The organism is Flavobacterium arundinis (assembly GCF_038289855.1).
GTDB lineage: Bacteria > Bacteroidota > Bacteroidia > Flavobacteriales > Flavobacteriaceae > Flavobacterium > Flavobacterium arundinis.
Map to the genome: position 1 here is coordinate 207,143 of NZ_JBBYHR010000009.1, position 16,845 is coordinate 223,987.

At 44.1% G+C, this 16,845-nt stretch carries 16 protein-coding genes and 1 tRNA gene; 13 read left to right on the plus strand and 4 right to left on the minus strand.

Annotated features, from left to right (window positions below):
* The 13 genes from murD (at position 1) to AAEO56_RS15835 (ending at position 12,640) form a co-directional block, all read left to right on the plus strand.
* Positions 1-1,338 (plus strand): UDP-N-acetylmuramoyl-L-alanine--D-glutamate ligase, encoded by a 1,338-nt coding sequence (gene murD, locus AAEO56_RS15775; protein ID WP_341698024.1) that lies wholly within the window; start codon positions 1-3, stop codon positions 1,336-1,338.
* A 130-nt stretch (positions 1,339-1,468) separates the two neighbouring features.
* Positions 1,469-2,782 (plus strand): FtsW/RodA/SpoVE family cell cycle protein, encoded by a 1,314-nt coding sequence (locus AAEO56_RS15780; protein ID WP_341698025.1) that lies wholly within the window; start codon positions 1,469-1,471, stop codon positions 2,780-2,782.
* Positions 2,783-2,963: 181 nt separating this feature from the next.
* On the plus strand, positions 2,964-4,058 hold the full coding sequence (gene murG, locus AAEO56_RS15785) for an undecaprenyldiphospho-muramoylpentapeptide beta-N-acetylglucosaminyltransferase (protein ID WP_341698026.1): 1,095 nt from the start codon (positions 2,964-2,966) through the stop codon (positions 4,056-4,058).
* Positions 4,059-4,101: 43 nt separating this feature from the next.
* Complete coding sequence (gene murC / locus AAEO56_RS15790; RefSeq protein ID WP_341698027.1) at positions 4,102-5,451, plus strand: UDP-N-acetylmuramate--L-alanine ligase; 1,350 nt, start codon at positions 4,102-4,104, stop codon at positions 5,449-5,451.
* Positions 5,438-6,160 (plus strand): cell division protein FtsQ/DivIB, encoded by a 723-nt coding sequence (locus AAEO56_RS15795; protein ID WP_341698028.1) that lies wholly within the window; start codon positions 5,438-5,440, stop codon positions 6,158-6,160. Before murC ends, AAEO56_RS15795 begins: the two co-directional genes overlap by 14 nt.
* A 4-nt stretch (positions 6,161-6,164) precedes the next feature.
* Complete coding sequence (gene ftsA / locus AAEO56_RS15800) at positions 6,165-7,571, plus strand: cell division protein FtsA (protein WP_341698029.1); 1,407 nt, start codon at positions 6,165-6,167, stop codon at positions 7,569-7,571.
* Positions 7,572-7,583: 12 nt separating this feature from the next.
* On the plus strand, positions 7,584-9,554 hold the full coding sequence (gene ftsZ / locus AAEO56_RS15805) for a cell division protein FtsZ (protein ID WP_341698030.1): 1,971 nt from the start codon (positions 7,584-7,586) through the stop codon (positions 9,552-9,554).
* A gap of 91 nt (positions 9,555-9,645) precedes the next feature.
* Positions 9,646-10,095 (plus strand): GatB/YqeY domain-containing protein, encoded by a 450-nt coding sequence (locus AAEO56_RS15810; protein ID WP_341698031.1) that lies wholly within the window; start codon positions 9,646-9,648, stop codon positions 10,093-10,095.
* A 120-nt stretch (positions 10,096-10,215) separates the two neighbouring features.
* A tRNA-Arg gene (locus AAEO56_RS15815) sits at positions 10,216-10,287 on the plus strand.
* Between the two features lie 449 nt (positions 10,288-10,736).
* Positions 10,737-10,943, plus strand: coding sequence for a helix-turn-helix transcriptional regulator (locus AAEO56_RS15820; protein ID WP_341698032.1), 207 nt, complete (start codon positions 10,737-10,739; stop codon positions 10,941-10,943).
* Positions 10,940-11,260 carry a HipA N-terminal domain-containing protein gene (locus tag AAEO56_RS15825; RefSeq protein WP_341698033.1) on the plus strand — a complete coding sequence of 107 codons (321 nt, stop codon included), beginning with the start codon at positions 10,940-10,942 and terminating at the stop codon, positions 11,258-11,260. Before AAEO56_RS15820 ends, AAEO56_RS15825 begins: the two co-directional genes overlap by 4 nt.
* Positions 11,261-11,262: 2 nt before the next feature.
* Positions 11,263-12,216 carry a HipA domain-containing protein gene (locus AAEO56_RS15830; RefSeq protein WP_341698034.1) on the plus strand — a complete coding sequence of 318 codons (954 nt, stop codon included), beginning with the start codon at positions 11,263-11,265 and terminating at the stop codon, positions 12,214-12,216.
* Positions 12,203-12,640 carry a DUF1801 domain-containing protein gene (locus AAEO56_RS15835; RefSeq protein WP_341698035.1) on the plus strand — a complete coding sequence of 146 codons (438 nt, stop codon included), beginning with the start codon at positions 12,203-12,205 and terminating at the stop codon, positions 12,638-12,640. The genes AAEO56_RS15830 and AAEO56_RS15835 overlap by 14 nt, the downstream gene beginning before the upstream one ends.
* 22 nt (positions 12,641-12,662) lie before the next feature.
* Here AAEO56_RS15835 and AAEO56_RS15840 read toward each other — a convergent pair whose 3' ends face one another.
* From AAEO56_RS15840 to AAEO56_RS15855, 4 genes are all read right to left on the minus strand, one after another.
* Complete coding sequence (locus AAEO56_RS15840; protein WP_341698036.1) at positions 12,663-13,100, minus strand: hypothetical protein; 438 nt, start codon at positions 13,098-13,100, stop codon at positions 12,663-12,665.
* Positions 13,101-13,111: 11 nt separating this feature from the next.
* Positions 13,112-13,873, minus strand: a complete 762-nt coding sequence (locus tag AAEO56_RS15845) for a phosphatase PAP2 family protein (RefSeq protein WP_341698037.1) — start codon at positions 13,871-13,873, stop codon at positions 13,112-13,114.
* Positions 13,874-13,990: 117 nt separating this feature from the next.
* Positions 13,991-14,872, minus strand: a complete 882-nt coding sequence (locus AAEO56_RS15850; RefSeq protein WP_341698038.1) for a diacylglycerol/lipid kinase family protein — start codon at positions 14,870-14,872, stop codon at positions 13,991-13,993.
* The gene (locus tag AAEO56_RS15855) at positions 14,873-16,831 is read right to left on the minus strand and encodes an LTA synthase family protein (RefSeq protein WP_341698039.1); all 1,959 of its coding nucleotides are present in this window, start codon (positions 16,829-16,831) and stop codon (positions 14,873-14,875) included.
* Positions 16,832-16,845: the final 14 nt, after the last annotated feature.

Genomic DNA, 16,845 nt, shown 5'->3' on the forward strand with positions numbered 1-16,845 from the left:
ATGTCAAAAAGGTTAGTGATACTTGGAGGGGGCGAAAGCGGGGTAGGTACCGCAATACTCGGGAAGAAGAAGGGATACGATGTGTTCGTGTCCGATTTCGGCAAGATAAAGAACAATTATAAAGAAGTGCTTGCGCTCAATAAGCTGCCCTGGGAAGAAGAGCAGCACACAGAAAGCCTGATACTGAATGCCGACCTGGTGATGAAGAGCCCCGGTATACCGGACAAGTCGCCGATAGTGAAGCAGCTTGTAAAAAAGGGCATTCCTATTATATCCGAAATAGAGTTTGCGTCACAGTTCATTGAAGTTGATACAATAGGGATAACCGGAAGCAACGGCAAAACCACTACAACAATGCTCACCCACCATCTGATAAAACAAGGCGGGCTTAACTTCGGGCTGGCAGGGAACATAGGCAAAAGCTTTGCATGGCAGATAGCCGAAAATAAGCATGAAGGCTATGTATTGGAGCTGAGCAGCTTTCAGTTGGATGGGGTTGTAAAATACCGCCCGCACATAGCGGTGATAACCAACATAAGCCCCGACCATCTCGACAGGTACGAGTATAAGTATGAGAATTACATCGCGGCTAAGTTCAGGATAACGATGAACCAGAGCGAAAAGGATTACCTGGTATATGATGCGGATGATGAGATCATCTCGAAATGGCTGGAAAGCAACAAGATTAAAGCAAAAAAAGTGCCCTTCTCGCTTACTAAAGAAGTAAAAGGGGGGATCTATTTAAAAGACAATAGTATTATTAGCAATATAACAAACGAAGAATTTACCATGCCAACAAACGAACTATCATTAGAAGGGAAGCACAACGTAAAAAATGCGATGGCTGCGACTGCGGTTGCCCAACTGATGCGCATCAGGAAAGACACCATAAGGGAGAGCCTTTCCAACTTCCAGGGCGTGGAGCACCGCCTCGAGAAGGTGCTGAAGATACAGAATGTGCAGTACATCAATGACAGTAAGGCAACAAATACCAATGCCACCTTTTTTGCTTTAGACAGTATGTCGGCGCCAACCGTCTGGATCGTTGGCGGGGTTGACAAAGGCAACGATTATGACGAACTGATGCCATTGGTAAGAGAAAAAGTAAAAGCCATTGTGGCGCTTGGCGTAGATAATGAAAAGATAAAAAAAGCTTTCGAAAGCGTGGTGGATGTGCTTGTAGAAACGACAAGCATGGCTGAGGCGGTAAAGATTGCCCAAAAAATGGCAGAGAAAGGCGATACAGTATTACTGTCTCCTGCCTGTGCAAGTTTTGATTTATTTGAAAATTATGAGGACCGCGGTAAACAGTTTAAAAACGCGGTACAAAATTTATAACGGTAACATGAAGGTTAACGCCGTAGAGACGTTGCATGCAACGTCTCGAATTGAAAAGAATAAAGCAAAGATTGCCTCGTCGTTCCTCCTCGCAATGACAGGAGGGATGGCAAGAAAATAAAATAGATAAATGAAAGAATTAATCAATAACCTGAAAGGAGATAAGGGCATCTGGTCATTCGTGATGTTGCTTGCACTCATCTCGTTCATGCCGGTTTTCAGCGCCAGTACCAATCTGGTATATGTTGTAGGCAAGGGCTCGACCATTGGTTATCTGGTTAAGCATCTGGTGCATATATTCATTGGCTTCGGGCTCATTTATTTTGTGCACAAAGTACCCTATCATTATTATCGTGGCCTTTCGCAGATAGCGCTTCCTATTGTAGCGCTGCTGCTTATCTATACGTTTTTCCAGGGCACTGTGATAGATGGCGCCAATGCCAGCCGCTGGATAAAAGTACCTTTCATAGGCGTTACGTTCCAGACATCGGCGCTGGCCTTTATTGTCCTGATGATCTATGTGGCACGCTATCTGGCCAAGATGCACGATAAGCCGGTCACTTTTAAAGGGTCGTTCTTTGAATTATGGGTTCCGGTATTTGTAATACTGGCGTTAATATTACCTGCTAACTTTTCGACGGCGGCGCTCATTTTTTCGATGGTATGTATGTTGGTATTTGTGGGCAGGTATCCTTTGAAATACTTAGGATTCATCATTGCTATGGGTGTAACGATGCTAACGCTGTTCGTACTGTTCGCCAAAGCATTTCCGAAAGCAATGCCAAACAGGGTAGACACCTGGATAAGCCGTATTGACCGATTTACAACAGATGCGCCGGACGAAGATGATTACCAGATAGAGAAAGCAAAAATTGCCATAGCAACGGGTGGTATCTATGGGCAGGGGCCGGGTAAAAGTATCCAAAAGAACTTCCTGCCGCAATCTTCTTCCGACTTTATCTTCGCGATCATCGTGGAAGAATACGGACTATTAGGAGGACTTGCGGTATTGTTCCTGTACCTGATATTGTTTTTCAGGTTCCTGGTTACGGCACATAAGGCTCAGACGATGTTCGGCAAGCTGCTCATAGTAGGGCTCGGGTTTCCGATAATTTTCCAGGCGCTCATCAACATGGGTGTTGCGGTAGAGCTGCTTCCGGTAACGGGCCAGACATTGCCACTGATAAGCAGTGGGGGAAGCTCGATATGGATGACGTGTATCTCGATAGGCATCATCATCAGCGTTACCAAAAAAGAAGAAGAGATAGCACAGGAAATAGCAGAGAAGGAAGAGCGCGAACAGACATTGCAGCGCATGATAGATGAGCATATATTGAGGGAGAAGCAACGCGAAGAAGCCGAAGCAGAAGGCCTCGCAGAACCCGCAGCCTACTCTGTAGAAGATGCCTCCTCAAACCCAATGAATGCGGTTTTAGGGAAGTAGATTTTTAGATTTTAGATCATTGGCTTTTAGACAGAAAGAATAAGCGTATTGATTGGCCATCCCGTCTCCCCCTCCCAAGGAGGGGGGCCGGGGGGAGGACAAAGGAGGATAATAGATTTAGATAAATAACAGACTAAGGAAGCAAAAATTTGTCACTTTCCAACTTTGAGACTTTTTAACTATGGGGAATAAAAGATTCATATTAAGCGGCGGCGGTACAGGAGGACATATCTATCCTGCGATCGCTATTGCAGATGAATTGAAGGCGCGCTTCCCTGAGAGTGAGATACTGTTCGTGGGTGCGAGTGACAAGATGGAAATGCAAAAGGTACCGCAGGCGGGCTACAACATAAAAGGGTTGTGGATCGCGGGTATACAAAGAAAGCTGACGCTGGATAACGCCATGCTTCCTTTGAAAATGATGAGCAGCCTGTGGAAGTCGCGCGGCATCGTTAAGAGCTTTAAGCCGGATGTGGTAATAGGTACAGGCGGGTTCGCGAGCGGGCCGTTACTGAAAGCCGCTGAGGCAGCAGGAGTACCAACCGTAATACAGGAACAGAATTCGTACGCGGGCATCACTAATAAATGGCTTTCGAAAAAGGCAGATAAAATATGCGTGGCGTATGATGGCATGGAGCGTTTTTTTCCGGCATCGAAGATCGTCTTTACAGGCAACCCGGTGCGCCAGGACCTGATACATACGGAAGATAACAGGGGAGAAGCGATAAAAAAATACGGACTCGACCCGGCTAAAAAGACATTGCTGGTATTGGGCGGAAGCCTTGGCTCGGGGCGCATCAACCAGCTTATTGCAAAAGAGCTTACGTGGCTTGTGGCGCAAAACGTTCAGGTGATATGGCAGTGCGGTAAGTTCTATTTTGAAGAGTACAGGCATTACGGTGACGTGGATAATGTACAGGTGCTCTCGTTCATCGATAGGATGGATATGGCCTATGCCGCAGCGGATATTGTAGTATCACGCTCCGGGGCATCATCGGTATCGGAATTATGCATTGTGGGCAAGCCTGTGATTTTTATCCCGTCGCCCAATGTAGCCGAAGACCACCAGACAAAAAACGCACAGTCGATTGTTGATAAGGAAGGCGCGGTGATGCTTAAAGAAATACAGTTGGATACACAGTTCCAGCCGGTATTCGAAGGCTTGCTGAAGAATGAGGAGAAACGGCAAAGGCTTGGAGAAAATATAAAGAAACTGGCAAAAGTAAATGCCACTAATGATATTGTTGAGGAAGTTATAAAATTGATTAAGAACTGAGAGAAAGTCTAAAAATCTAAGATCTAATAGTCTAATAATCCAAATGGAGCTAAATAAAATACATAACGTCTATTTTGTGGGAATTGGAGGCATCGGGATGAGTGCCCTGGCCCGCTATTTCAAATTTATAGGCAAAAATGTAGCCGGCTATGACCGTACTCCCACCCATCTTACCGATGAGCTGAAGGCAGAGGATATCCATATCCATTTTGAAGACAGGCTGGAACTGATAGCGCTTCCATTCCTTAACAAAGAGAATACGCTGGTAGTGGTAACGCCTGCGGTGCCGAAAGAGCACATGCAGTGGAACTACTTCCTTGATAATGGTTTTGAAGTGAAAAAACGTGCCGAAGTATTGGGCATTATTACGAAAGATACCTACTGTTTCGCAGTGGCTGGTACCCACGGCAAGACCACAACCTCGAGCATACTGGGCCATGTGCTGTATGAAAGCGGTGTAGATGTAACGGCTTTTTTAGGCGGTATTGTTGAGAATTACAACAGCAACCTGATAGGCAGCGGCAAGACCGTAACGGTGGTTGAAGCGGATGAATTTGACCGCTCGTTCCTGCACCTGCACCCGGATATGGCCTGCATTACTTCTATGGATGCCGACCATCTGGATATTTATGGCGATACGGCTTCGATAGAAGCGACGTTCAGGGAATTTGCCGATAAGGTGGAAGATAAGAAGCACATGTTCATTACCAACGGCCTTCCATTAGAAGGAGTAACGGTAGGTGTGAATGGCGGGGATTTCTCCGCAGAAAATATAAGGATCGTAGATGGATGGTATGTGTTTGATGTAAAGACACCAACCGAAAGCATAAAAGACCTGAAGTTCGGATTACCGGGGCATCACAACCTTACGAACGCGCTGCTGGCACTGGCTATGGCAAGTACCTACGGGGTGGCTTCGGGAGACATTGCAAAGGCATTGGAAACCTTCAAAGGCGTAAAGCGAAGGTTCTCTTACCAGATAAAAAAACCGGGACTGGTGTATATAGACGACTATGCGCATCACCCGACAGAAATAAACGCGGTGCACCAGGCCGTGAGCGAGCTGTATCCGGATAAGAAAGTGCTGGCGGTATTCCAGCCGCACCTCTTTAGCCGCACCCGCGATTTTGCCGATGGGTTTGCCAAAAGCCTGTCAGCGTTTGAGAATATTGTATTGCTGGACATTTATCCGGCAAGGGAGCTGCCCATGGAGGGGATAACCTCACAATGGCTATTGGAAAAAATGGATAACCCTAATAAAAAGCTGGTGAGCAAAACTGATTTGATACCGCTTTTAAAAATGTCCGATGCCAATGTTATCATAACAATTGGAGCAGGCGATATTGGGGAAATGGTACCTGAAATTAAAAAAGTTTTAGATGAAAAAAATTAAGTGGAATGACGTAAGATTAGTGCTGATGCTCGGCGCGGTTATTTTCCTTTTTTCCTTCTCATCAAAGCGGAATGAAAGCAGGATGCTGAAGAAGGTTGATATTAAATTTGCTGATACGGAGGCATTTATAACGCGTGACAAAGTTAATAAGTTGTTGATACAAAATTACGGCAGTGTTACGGGTATTAGGAAAGATAGGTTAGATTTGAATAGTGTGGAAAAAAGTCTCGATACCGATCCTATGATCGATAAAGCAGAGGTTTTTGCCACCGTAGATGGCAGGCTCGAGGCTGTTGTAAGTCAGCGCAAGCCCATCGCCAGGATATATAAAGGGGGGAATTCTTATTACATAGATTACAAAGGGCGCGTTATGCCGCTATCTGACAACTACACTGCGAGGGTGCCCCTTGTTACGGGCGAGATCGACAGTGCGGAACAGGATAAGCTGCACATGCTGCTCCGGTATATCAGTGACGATGACTTTCTGAAAAAGAATATCATCGGTATCGAGGTATACCCAACCGGCGGGCTGAGGATGCTGAGCAGGAACTACGATTTTGATATCGTGTTCGGGCGGCCGATAAATATTGAGAAAAAGTTTAATAACTATAAAGCATTCCTTCAGGATGCCGTTAGGGATACATTGATTGAAAATTACAAAACAATAAACCTGAAATTTACACAACAGGTTGTGTGCACCAAAAAATAGATTTATGGAAAAAGACAACATTGCAGTAGGCTTAGACATTGGTACGACCAAGATCGTGGCAATGATAGGCAGGAAAAACGAGTATGGGAAACTGGAGATACTTGGTGTGGGGAAATCCAAAAGCCTCGGTGTTGCCAGAGGAGTTGTTAATAACATAACGCAAACCATCCAGTCGATACAGCAGGCCGTACAGGAAGCTGAAGCCGACTCCGGATACAAGATAAACGATGTGGTGGTGGGTATTGCCGGCCAACACATCCGCAGCATACAACACAGCGACTACATTTCCAGGAACAATCCGGAGGAAGTGATTGGCGATGCTGATATCGACCTGCTTATCAACCAGGTGCACAAGCTGGCAATGCTTCCGGGTGAGGAGATCATCCACGTGCTGCCACAGGAATTCAAGATCGACGGACAAAACGAGATAAAAGAGCCTATCGGTATGTATGGCGGCAGGCTGGAAAGCAGCTTCCATGTGGTGGTAGGGCAGGCATCGTCTATACGTAACGTAGGGCGTTGTATCAAAAGCTCCGGGCTTGACCTTTCAGGGCTGACATTAGAGCCTCTCGCTTCTGCGGACGCGGTACTGAGCCAGGAAGAAAAAGAAGCAGGTGTAGCATTGATCGATATTGGTGGCGGTACAACTGATCTTGCCATATTCAAAGACGGCATCATCCGCCATACGGCTGTGATACCTTTTGGCGGCAATGTAATTACAGAAGACATCAAGGAAGGATGCTCTATCATAGAAAAGCAGGCAGAATTGCTGAAAGTGAAATTCGGTTCGGCATGGCCGGGCGAAAACAAGGACAACGAGATCGTTTCGATCCCTGGCCTTCGCGGACGCGAGCCTAAAGAGATTTCGCTGAAAAACCTTTCGAAAATAATCCATGCCCGCGTGGTAGAGATCATCGAGCAGGTATTCGCAGAGATAAAAGCCTACGGTCATGAAGACCCGCGCAAAAAGCTGATAGCCGGTATCGTGCTTACGGGCGGTGGCGCACAGCTGCAGCACATCAAGCAATTGGTAGAATACATAACAGGTATGGATACCCGCATAGGCTACCCGAACGAGCACCTGGCAGGTAACAGCGACGAGGAGATATCGAGCCCGTTATATGCCACGGCAGTAGGGTTGGTAATGAACAGCCTTCGTAATAATACCTACAGCGCAACGCCATTGGTAGAATTGCAGAAACCGGCAGAGCAGCCGGCGCCACCAAGGCCGCAACCGGTGATTAATACCGTAATTGCTCCGGAGCCTGTACAGGAGCCGGAAGAGCTGGAAACAGTAGCGGTAAGCGCTCCTGCAAACAATGCGCAGGAAACCACCGAGAAAAAGGTAAAGAGGTCGTTTTTCGACAAGTATATAGACAAGATTAAAGATTTTTTAGATAACGCAGAATAAAACCCGATGGATATGATGAACACAGAATTTGGAAGCATTTCGTTTGATTTACCAAAAAATCAATCGAACGTGATCAAGGTAATTGGTGTTGGCGGAGGCGGAAGCAACGCGATAAACCACATGTTTAAACAGGGGATAAAAGGTGTTGATTTTATTGTGTGCAATACAGATTCGCAGGCATTACAAAACAGCCCTGTCCCTAATAAGATACAGTTGGGCGTGGGCCTTACCGAAGGTCTTGGTGCGGGTGCCAATCCTGAAGTAGGGCAGCAGTCGGCATTGGAAAGTATCGATGATATCGAAAAAATGCTGGATACCAATACCAAAATGATATTCATAACTGCGGGGATGGGCGGCGGTACCGGAACAGGTGCGGCTCCTGTAATTGCGCAATTGGCCAAGGAAAGGGATATCCTTACGGTGGGCATTGTTACCATACCGTTCCAGTTTGAAGGTAAGGTAAGGTCCGACCAGGCACTTGCGGGTGTGGAAAGGCTGCGCAAACAGGTGGACTCGCTTATCGTGATAAACAACAACAAACTGCGTGAAGTATATGGTAACCTTGGCTTTAAAGCCGGGTTCTCCAAAGCGGACGAAGTTTTGGCAACAGCCTCAAGGGGTATCGCCGAAGTTATAACGCACCACTATACCCAGAATATCGACTTAAAAGATGCTAAGACCGTACTCTCTAACAGTGGTACTGCCATAATGGGGTCGGCTATCGCATCAGGCGATAATCGTGCGAAAGATGCTATCATCGATGCCCTGGATTCTCCGCTGTTGAACGACAACAAGATTACAGGCGCTAAGAATGTGCTGTTGCTTATCGTTTCGGGTACTAGCGAGATCACTATCGACGAGATAGGCGAGATCAACGACCACATACAATCGGAAGCAGGGCACAATGCCAACATCATTATGGGTGTGGGTGAAGACGAGTCTTTGGGCGATGCTGTTGCCGTTACTATTATTGCTACCGGCTTTAATGTAGAGCAGCAGAACGAGATCGTAAATACCGAGCCTAAAAGAATAATACACGCACTTGAAGAAGACCAAAAACTGGTGCGCGACCTTACGCTAAGGCCTATTGTTCCTTCATTTGACTTTTCCGCACCTGTTGCTGAAACGCCAAAAATGGAAACGATAGCAACGCCTGTTGTTGAGGAAAAAATAGTATTTGCGCTTGAGGAGGAAGTAATAGAGGAAAAAAAGCCCATAGCTGAAGTTGTTGAAGCGCCTGTTGCAGAAACGCCTGTGTTTCCATCTTCAGACTATATCAATAACCTTGACGTATTTTTCGAAATAGTATCGCCTGTAAAAGCGCCGGTACAGCAGTTCGAGATAAAAGACGTAAGGGAGATTGAGGTAAATGAGCCTGAGTTTGTTATCGTGGAGAAAGAAGAGGAGCAATTCACTTTTTCATTTGACCTTTCTATAGATAATGTAAAAAAGGAAGAGAAACTTTTGTTCAGCCTTACCGATGAGACACGCAATATAAAAGTGCAGGATCCCGTACAGGTTGTGCCGATGACAGAGCTTAATGAAACAGGCATAGTACGTTATTCTCTTGAAGATTATCTTGAGAAAGAAGCAGAATTGCTGGACTCAAAGCCTGTAGCGAAAGTGGCAGAGCCGGTAGCCCCGGAAATGGACCTTACTATTAAAAGGACAGAACAGCCGGAGCCTTCAAGGTTTGCTGCTTCACACGAAGATATTTCGCCTGTGGAAATGACCATTGAAGAAACGCTTCGCCTAAGGGCAGAAGAAAGAAGGAAAAAGATGAAGGAATTCAACTATAAGTTCCATAACAGTTCTTCGAGGATCGATGAGTTTGAAAAAGAACCGGCATACAAAAGGATGGGTATCGACCTGAGCGATTCCCGGACAGACAATAGCAAATCCCGTTTGTCATTAGGAACAGACAGTAACGACGACTTACAGTTGCGTTCGAACAACTCGTTCCTGCATGACAATGTGGATTAAACTAACCCAAATGTGAACCTTAACCCGAAAATAGCTGCTATTTTCGGGTTATTTTTTTTATCTTCGCAGGCACATTTAAAAACCCTGTACTATGAGTTTACAGACACAGATCATGGACGAAATGAAAACCGCCATGAAAGCCAAAGATACAATAGCCCTTGAATCGCTTCGCGCTATAAAATCGGCCATACTACTGGCACAAACCGAAAGCGGCGCCAAGGAAGAGATTTCACAGGAAGACGAGATAAAGCTGCTGCAAAGGCTGGTAAAACAGCGTAAAGACAGCGCGAACATATACATCGAGCAGGGCCGCCAGGACCTCGCCGACCCGGAGCTGGCACAGGTTGCCGTAATCGAGAAATTCCTGCCTGCACAGATGAGTGAAGAAGAAGTGGAAGCAATAGTGAAAAAGATTATTGCGGATAACGGATTTTCAGGTATGGCCGATATGGGCAAAGTAATGGGGATAGCCTCTAAAGAACTTGCCGGCACTGCGGATGGGAAAACGATATCTAATGTGGTAAAGAAGTCTTTAGCATAGGTTTGGATTTTTAGACTTTTAGATATTGGATTGCAAGACTGTTTCGATAAATTCAGGCTGTCTTAAAGTCTAATAATCTAATATCCAAAAATCCAAAATAAGCGATCTTCGATCGCCAAAGGCCTCATAGTTCAATGGATAGAATTTCAGATTCCGGTTCTGAAGATTTGGGTTCGAATCCCGATGAGGTCACGAATAAATGAAAACAGCGACAGGAAAATAAAGCCTGCTTTAAATTTTCCTGTCGCTGTTTTCATTTTCAAAGCGGAGCTTTGCGGGATGGGCACAGGCAATCCCGATTCGTGACTACCGTAAATACGTAAGCTTGCTTTAAATTTTCCTGTCGCTGTTTTTATTTTCAAAGCGGAGCTTTGCGGGATGGCCGCAGGCACTCCCGATTCGTGACTATCGTAAATACGTAAGCTTGCTTTAGCATTTTCCTGTCGCTGTTTTTATTTTCAAAGCTGAGTTTTGCGGGATGGTTGCAGGCAATCCTCATTAAGTAAAAACCCGATAGCTGATTATTGAAGCCTTTTATTTTTATACCTTATAAGGCATAATCTTTATTTTTAAAATGGTTTTATACCCTATAAGGTATATTTAAATATAATTTACTACTTTAGTACCCTAAAGGGTATATTATGAATGCTTTAATATCAGATTTCATTAAAGAAAGACGAAAACAACTCAGGCTTACCCAGCCGGAATTGGCACAACGTGCCGGGGTAGGGCTTCGTTTTGTGCGGGAACTGGAGCAGGGAAAAGAATCGGTTCGGTTAGATAAGGTTAATCAGGTTCTCGCTTTATTTGGCGTTGAGGTTGGTGTTGTTAAAAAAGCAGGGGAATGAGACAGGCACAAATTTTTTATAAAGATGCATTAGCAGGTATACTCACTGAAAATGAGGACGGCTATACATTTCAATATGATGAAGGTTATTTGAAAAACTCGAACTCCAAACCTGTAAGCCTTACGCTGCCCCTACAGGTGAAACCTTATGAAAGCAAAATTTTGTTTCCTTTTTTTGACGGATTAATTCCGGAAGGATGGCTATTAGATATTGCCGTAACTAATTGGAAAATCAGTGTAAGGGACAGGTTTGGTTTGCTACTTACATTATGCAAAGACTGCATCGGTTGTGTTTCTGTTTTACCTAAAGAAAATTAATAATGGGGAAGTGCTTATATTGCTATCAGGCAGTAGATGGAGCTGAAACTGATTTCCATCCGGCATGCATTAAAAAAATGTTTGGTATACAGACAGTGCCTGAGATTGATTTTGACCTGCAACAGTTAGAAGAGTTAGCGAAGCAAATTGTTATAAAGAGCGTTGCCGTAACAGGTGTCCAGCCTAAATTATCGTTGAATTTAGATAAGGGTAGTAATGGGCTTTCACGGTTAACTATAGTAGGCTTACAGGGTGATTATATATTAAAACCACCATCATCTGAATATAATGAACTACCGGAAAATGAAGACTTGACAATGCACTTGGCAGAACTTGCAAAAATCAAAACGGCTAAACACTCCCTGATCCGTTTAAATTCTGGCGAGCTTGCCTACCTTACTAAGAGATTTGATAGAGAGAATGGCGGAAAAATTGCAGTTGAAGATTTCTGCCAGTTAAGCGAAAACCTTACTGAGCATAAATATCGGGGTTCAATCGAAAAAGTGGGTAAGCTTGCTAATCAATTCACAGCTAATAAAGGTTTTGAAAAACAGCGTTTATTTGAGGTGGTATTGTTCTGTTACCTTACGGGAAATACCGACATGCACCTTAAGAATTTTACACTAATGGAAAATGCTTTAGCTGAATATGAGTTCTCGCCGGCATATGATTTACTAAATACTGCATTAGTTATTCCTGATGATAAAGAAGAATCTGCTCTTACTATAAATGGTAAAAAAAGCAAGCTAAAGCTAAATGACTTTAATGTATTGGCAGGGTCACTAAACATAAATGAAAAGCCCCTTGAGCATATTTATAAAAGATTTACTAAGCTACAGCCTGTGTTTGTCGCATTTATAAAACAAAGCTTTTTATCGAAGGAAATGCAGGAAAGCTATATTGCAGTGCTCAATGAAAATTATAAAAAGCTGTTTTACTACAATGGCAAAAAATAAGACGGCCGAAACAGAAATCAGCGTAACAGATTTTATCAATTCGTATGTAGATAACGACCAAAAAAAAGCGGATAGTTTCCGGCTGATTGAGTTAATGAGCGAATGGGCTGGCTTTGAGCCCAAAATGTGGGGGCCTACAATAATCGGGTTTGGAAGTTATCACTACAAATATGCAAGCGGTCACGAAGGCGATGCACCGTTAATTGGCTTTTCACCCCGGAAAGCCGAGTTTTCGCTATATGTATATTCGCCTGTAGAGGAACAGAAAGAGATACTTGATGGCCTTGGGAAGTTCAAAATGGGGAAAGCATGTATCTATGTAAAAAAGCTCTCCGATATAAACATCGAAATCCTGGAAAAGTTATGCAAGTCAAGCATAGCGTATCTTAATGAGCATCACGAATGCGCATGCCGCGAGAAATAGGTGCCTAATCGAATCATATAAATCATAGCTTCCGGAAAACCAGGCTGTCGCTGCTATTATTATTGCTGGTGAGACGCGACAGGCTTAGGTAAGCAGGTTCCTTTTTTATAACGATCCATTCACCATTAAGGGTTGTTAGTGTACCAGGCTGTTTAAAAGAAATAATAAAGTCAGGATCGGCAGTGGGCCCATCGTCGCTGCTGTCTTCACATTGAACCAGCCAGCTGCCGTTATAACGGTGTTTGCCGTCAGTAGCTATAATACGGCCCTCTTCAGTGAAACTAAAAGTAAACGCAGCATAATTTGTAGTCGCCTGCCGCCCATCTTTTGTAAAAGCGGTAATATGCCATTGGCCTTTGGTAAACCCGCTTTCAGCACCGTTGAATCTGCGCATAACCGCGTCGTTGTCATTGCATGACAATAGTGCCAATACCATAAGCCCTACAATTATTTTTTTCATGGTTAATGTTTTTAAAAAGTTCTTACAAAGGTCAGGCCTACTTGTTTTCCGTCATAAGAAGGAAGTATAAGCGAAGTTGATTTACCCTCTTTCGATCCAAAAAGGGTACGTTTTACTATTGGGTTTATCCAGTACGCGATCTTGGTGCTCAGTATCCCTATCCCTGCACCGGCAGCAACATCAGTAAGCCAGTGCCTGTTATTGTATATCCGAAAAATCCCTGTACCTGTTGCAACCGCATAGCCCGCCAGGCCATACCATATCGATTTATCCTTATACTCCTGCCATAAGAACTCCGCCCCGGCAAATGCTGTTGCCGTATGTCCTGATGGGAACGAATTGTTCGAACTGCCGTCGGGCCTTTCAATACCGGTTATGGATTTTAACCCTAAAACGGTACCTGACATTATAGCGTAGGATGTTAGCAATATCACCGAACGATCCTTAAAATTATGCTTCGCCTTTACGCCAAAAGCATCGAGGCCGTAGACAGAAACTGCGGGTGCCCACTGCGAGAAGTCATCAATTGAAATTTTTTCGTCAATGTCTTCCTTCACTTCAGCACGTATCTGAAAGTTCCAGCTTTTCAGCTGGTCGCTTTCAATCCCGATGACCCCGTAGCCGATAAGTGCTGCAGGAATAAGCAGCTGTTTGTAATGGAACCGGTACCTGCTTATGGTATCAATTGTAATACTGTCCTGTTGTGTAACCGACTGCGCCATTGCAGGAATAAAAGCCATGCCGAAAAGGCACAATAACACTAACTTTTTCATAAGTATATAGTAAGATTAGCGTAATGTTAGTGCATGGCATAAGGGTGTTTTAAGGTTCTGGCAGTGAAATTATATTTCAAATCTGAATTTATTCTGAATTCGGCAAGCAAGGTATTTTTATTGGGTAATTACCTTTAAGGCATTTTCCAAAACAGAAACAGTAATAGTGTTGGTTTTGAAGCAGTGGTATTCCCCATCGATCTGGACATCGTTAAAAATCTTTTCAGGCATTTCGATATGCACATCGCGTACTAAAACATGCTTTGCTCTACTGAACTTTTCCGCTTTATTGCGAAGCACATAGTACCCCAGAATCAATTTGCCGAAAAATGAAAGTTCAGGCACTATAACAAGATCCAGCCAGCCGTCGTTAAGGCTTGCTTTAGGTGTCAGGCTCATGTTGTAGCCCATTTCATTTGAATTTGAGATGAAGAGCAGGAAAGGCTTTACAACAATGGTTTCATTATTATAAGAAACAGAAGTGACCGCCGGCATGAAGTTAACGCTCGCCTTTAAAGATGCTTTTATGTAGGATAGCAGTGTGCGTTTCCCCGAATCCTCATAATTGCGGATTACAATAGCATCTATACCCAGTCCGGTATTGCTGAAAAAATAATGCCCATTTATAGTTCCTGCATCAATCATCGAAGTTTTTCCGTTGCGGATGATTTTCATTGCCGCCTCAAAATCTCGGGGTATCTGCAGGTTGGATGCAAGGCCGTTACCGGATCCGACAGGGATAATGCCGAGCTTTGTATCGGTATTGACAATGCAGGAGGCTACCTCATTTATTGTACCATCGCCACCGCAGGCTACCACATAATCGGTATTTAGCATAACAGCCTTTTTTGCGAGCGCTACAGCATGACCTTTGTGTTGGGTAGTATCAACCTCTATCCGGAATTTGTCTTCAGGAAAAAAGCTTTTGATGTACGCTTCTGTCAGGCTATGAGTCCCTTTTCCCGAAATAGGGTTGACTATAAAATGAATATAGGTCATTTATTTCAGGAGTTTATTGGTAAAAAGATAATCGGCGGTTTGGTACCATGATATCGTTTCATCTAAAAAGTTTTTTTCTATAGGCAGCGGTTTCAGGCTGTTGTCTTTTTTATTCCAGGTATAAAATGCCTGCTTTTTCTGGTCAGAAAGTATCATTACTTTTTCCTGTTTCATCAAAACCAGTTTCCTGTAGGTTCCCATCAGCGACCTTTCTTCAAACGCCCTCCCAAGTACATTTTTACCAAAGAAATCAGATTCATAATTCCAGTGCATCAAAGAGAACAGGGTGGGGAACAGGTCGATTTGCGAACATTGCCTGCTTATTTTTTGGTTGTCGCTTTCCGGCAGGTTAACAATAAAGGCCGGGATATGGTAGTTGGCAACATCAATCTCGTCTTTCCCGGCACTGCTGGCACAATGGTCGGCAATGATAACAAAAACGGTATTTTTATACCAGGGTTTTGTTTTCGCTTTTTTGAACAGTTCCCTCAATGCAAAGTCGGTATATTTTACAGCCCCCTCGCGGCTTGTACCCGACGGGACATCTATTTTTTCCGGTGGATAGCTGAATGGCCTGTGGTTGGAGGTGGTCATCACAAAATTGAAAAACGGCAGCTTGTCCTGATATTGTTGGTCGGCTACTTTAAGCATTTTGTTGAATATGTCCTCATCGCATATTCCCCAGGCATTTTCAAAAGTAACCTCGCTGTCATCGATATTATTGCGTGTGGTTTTTATCTTGTCGCTCAATACGCTCCCACGGCCGCGGTCGTATATGTTAAAGCCGTTCCCGCCAAAATAAGCGTTCATATTATCAAAATAGCCATCGCCGCCATAAAAGAAGTTACTGTCATAGCCTTTCGATTTGAATACGCTGTTCACAGTGTATAAATTGGCATTTTCCGGCCTTTTCACGATGCTTTGCCCCGGAGTTGGCGGTATGCATAGCGTCACGGCTTCCATGCCCCTCACGGTACGGGTACCCGTTGCATACAGGTTTTCAAAAAACACGCTTTTTTGGGCCAGGCTGTCCAGGAAAGGTGTTATGTTTTGCTGGTTGCCAAACTCTCTCATAAAGCTGCCGCTAAGGCTTTCCACAAGGATAAAGACCACGTTCTTTTTTTCTGAAGACGGAAGGCTGTCCGTAACGTTCCGGTGTATCGAAAAGCCCCCACCTGTAAATTTGGATTCAGCACCAACTAACTTATCCTTTACAATGGTGAAGGCCTTATTTTTATCTATCGAAGTGTAAAATTCGTCGTACTTCATCTGGTTATTCCTGAATGCTGCAAAAAACGAGTATACACCATTTTTTGATATTTCAGAATTGTAGCGGTTGGGCGACCATTCCGCACTATTGTTCGTTATAAAGGTCGTATACAAAACTGCTATAAGCACCGCTGTAAAAAACAATACCGCCCTTTGTACCAGAGTAGCCGTCTGTGTAAACGTTTTTGTAAAAGCCCTCCTCTTGTAAAAAAGAAAGAGTATACCGGCTGTTATGATCAATACGCCGCCTATCAAAAATGGTAACGGATAGGATTGATTGATGTTGGCCACCACTTCGTGCGTATAGATCAGGTAATCGACGGCAATAAAGTTGAACCTGGTTTTAAACTCATCCCAAAAAGTAAGCTCTGCAAAAAACGTGAATACCAGGATGAAGATCGTAAGGCTTGTAAAGAACCAGACCAGGGCTTTATCAACCCAGGAGCCTATCCAGCGGTTGGGCAGCAGCACATAATATAATAGCGCCGGAACGCAGATGTAAGTTACAGCGCCAATGTCAAACAGAAGCCCTGTAAGTAATGTCCGCAGCAGGTTAATGATATTCCAGGATACTTCGTCATATTGCCATATAAAAAAGCATACACGCAGCAACTGCGACACAACAAGAAACCAAACAATAAAGCTGAACAACAGGGCGAACCGGCCTGGTAAATGAATTTTCCTGAACATGCTGACTAATTTAT

Excerpts from the sequence above, each read along its gene's own strand:
- murD (WP_341698024.1), top strand. The coding sequence starts at position 1 with ATGTCAAAAAGGTTAGTGATACTTGGAGGGGGCGAAAGCGGGGTAGGT.
- AAEO56_RS15780 (WP_341698025.1), top strand. The coding sequence starts at position 1,469 with ATGAAAGAATTAATCAATAACCTGAAAGGAGATAAGGGCATCTGGTCA.
- murG (WP_341698026.1), top strand. The coding sequence starts at position 2,964 with ATGGGGAATAAAAGATTCATATTAAGCGGCGGCGGTACAGGAGGACAT.
- murC (WP_341698027.1), top strand. The coding sequence starts at position 4,102 with ATGGAGCTAAATAAAATACATAACGTCTATTTTGTGGGAATTGGAGGC.
- AAEO56_RS15795 (WP_341698028.1), top strand. The coding sequence starts at position 5,438 with ATGAAAAAAATTAAGTGGAATGACGTAAGATTAGTGCTGATGCTCGGC.
- ftsA (WP_341698029.1), top strand. The coding sequence starts at position 6,165 with ATGGAAAAAGACAACATTGCAGTAGGCTTAGACATTGGTACGACCAAG.
- ftsZ (WP_341698030.1), top strand. The coding sequence starts at position 7,584 with ATGATGAACACAGAATTTGGAAGCATTTCGTTTGATTTACCAAAAAAT.
- AAEO56_RS15810 (WP_341698031.1), top strand. The coding sequence starts at position 9,646 with ATGAGTTTACAGACACAGATCATGGACGAAATGAAAACCGCCATGAAA.
- AAEO56_RS15820 (WP_341698032.1), top strand. The coding sequence starts at position 10,737 with ATGAATGCTTTAATATCAGATTTCATTAAAGAAAGACGAAAACAACTC.
- AAEO56_RS15825 (WP_341698033.1), top strand. The coding sequence starts at position 10,940 with ATGAGACAGGCACAAATTTTTTATAAAGATGCATTAGCAGGTATACTC.
- AAEO56_RS15830 (WP_341698034.1), top strand. The coding sequence starts at position 11,263 with ATGGGGAAGTGCTTATATTGCTATCAGGCAGTAGATGGAGCTGAAACT.
- AAEO56_RS15835 (WP_341698035.1), top strand. The coding sequence starts at position 12,203 with ATGGCAAAAAATAAGACGGCCGAAACAGAAATCAGCGTAACAGATTTT.
- AAEO56_RS15840 (WP_341698036.1), bottom strand. The coding sequence starts at position 13,100 with ATGAAAAAAATAATTGTAGGGCTTATGGTATTGGCACTATTGTCATGC.
- AAEO56_RS15845 (WP_341698037.1), bottom strand. The coding sequence starts at position 13,873 with ATGAAAAAGTTAGTGTTATTGTGCCTTTTCGGCATGGCTTTTATTCCT.
- AAEO56_RS15850 (WP_341698038.1), bottom strand. The coding sequence starts at position 14,872 with ATGACCTATATTCATTTTATAGTCAACCCTATTTCGGGAAAAGGGACT.
- AAEO56_RS15855 (WP_341698039.1), bottom strand. The coding sequence starts at position 16,831 with ATGTTCAGGAAAATTCATTTACCAGGCCGGTTCGCCCTGTTGTTCAGC.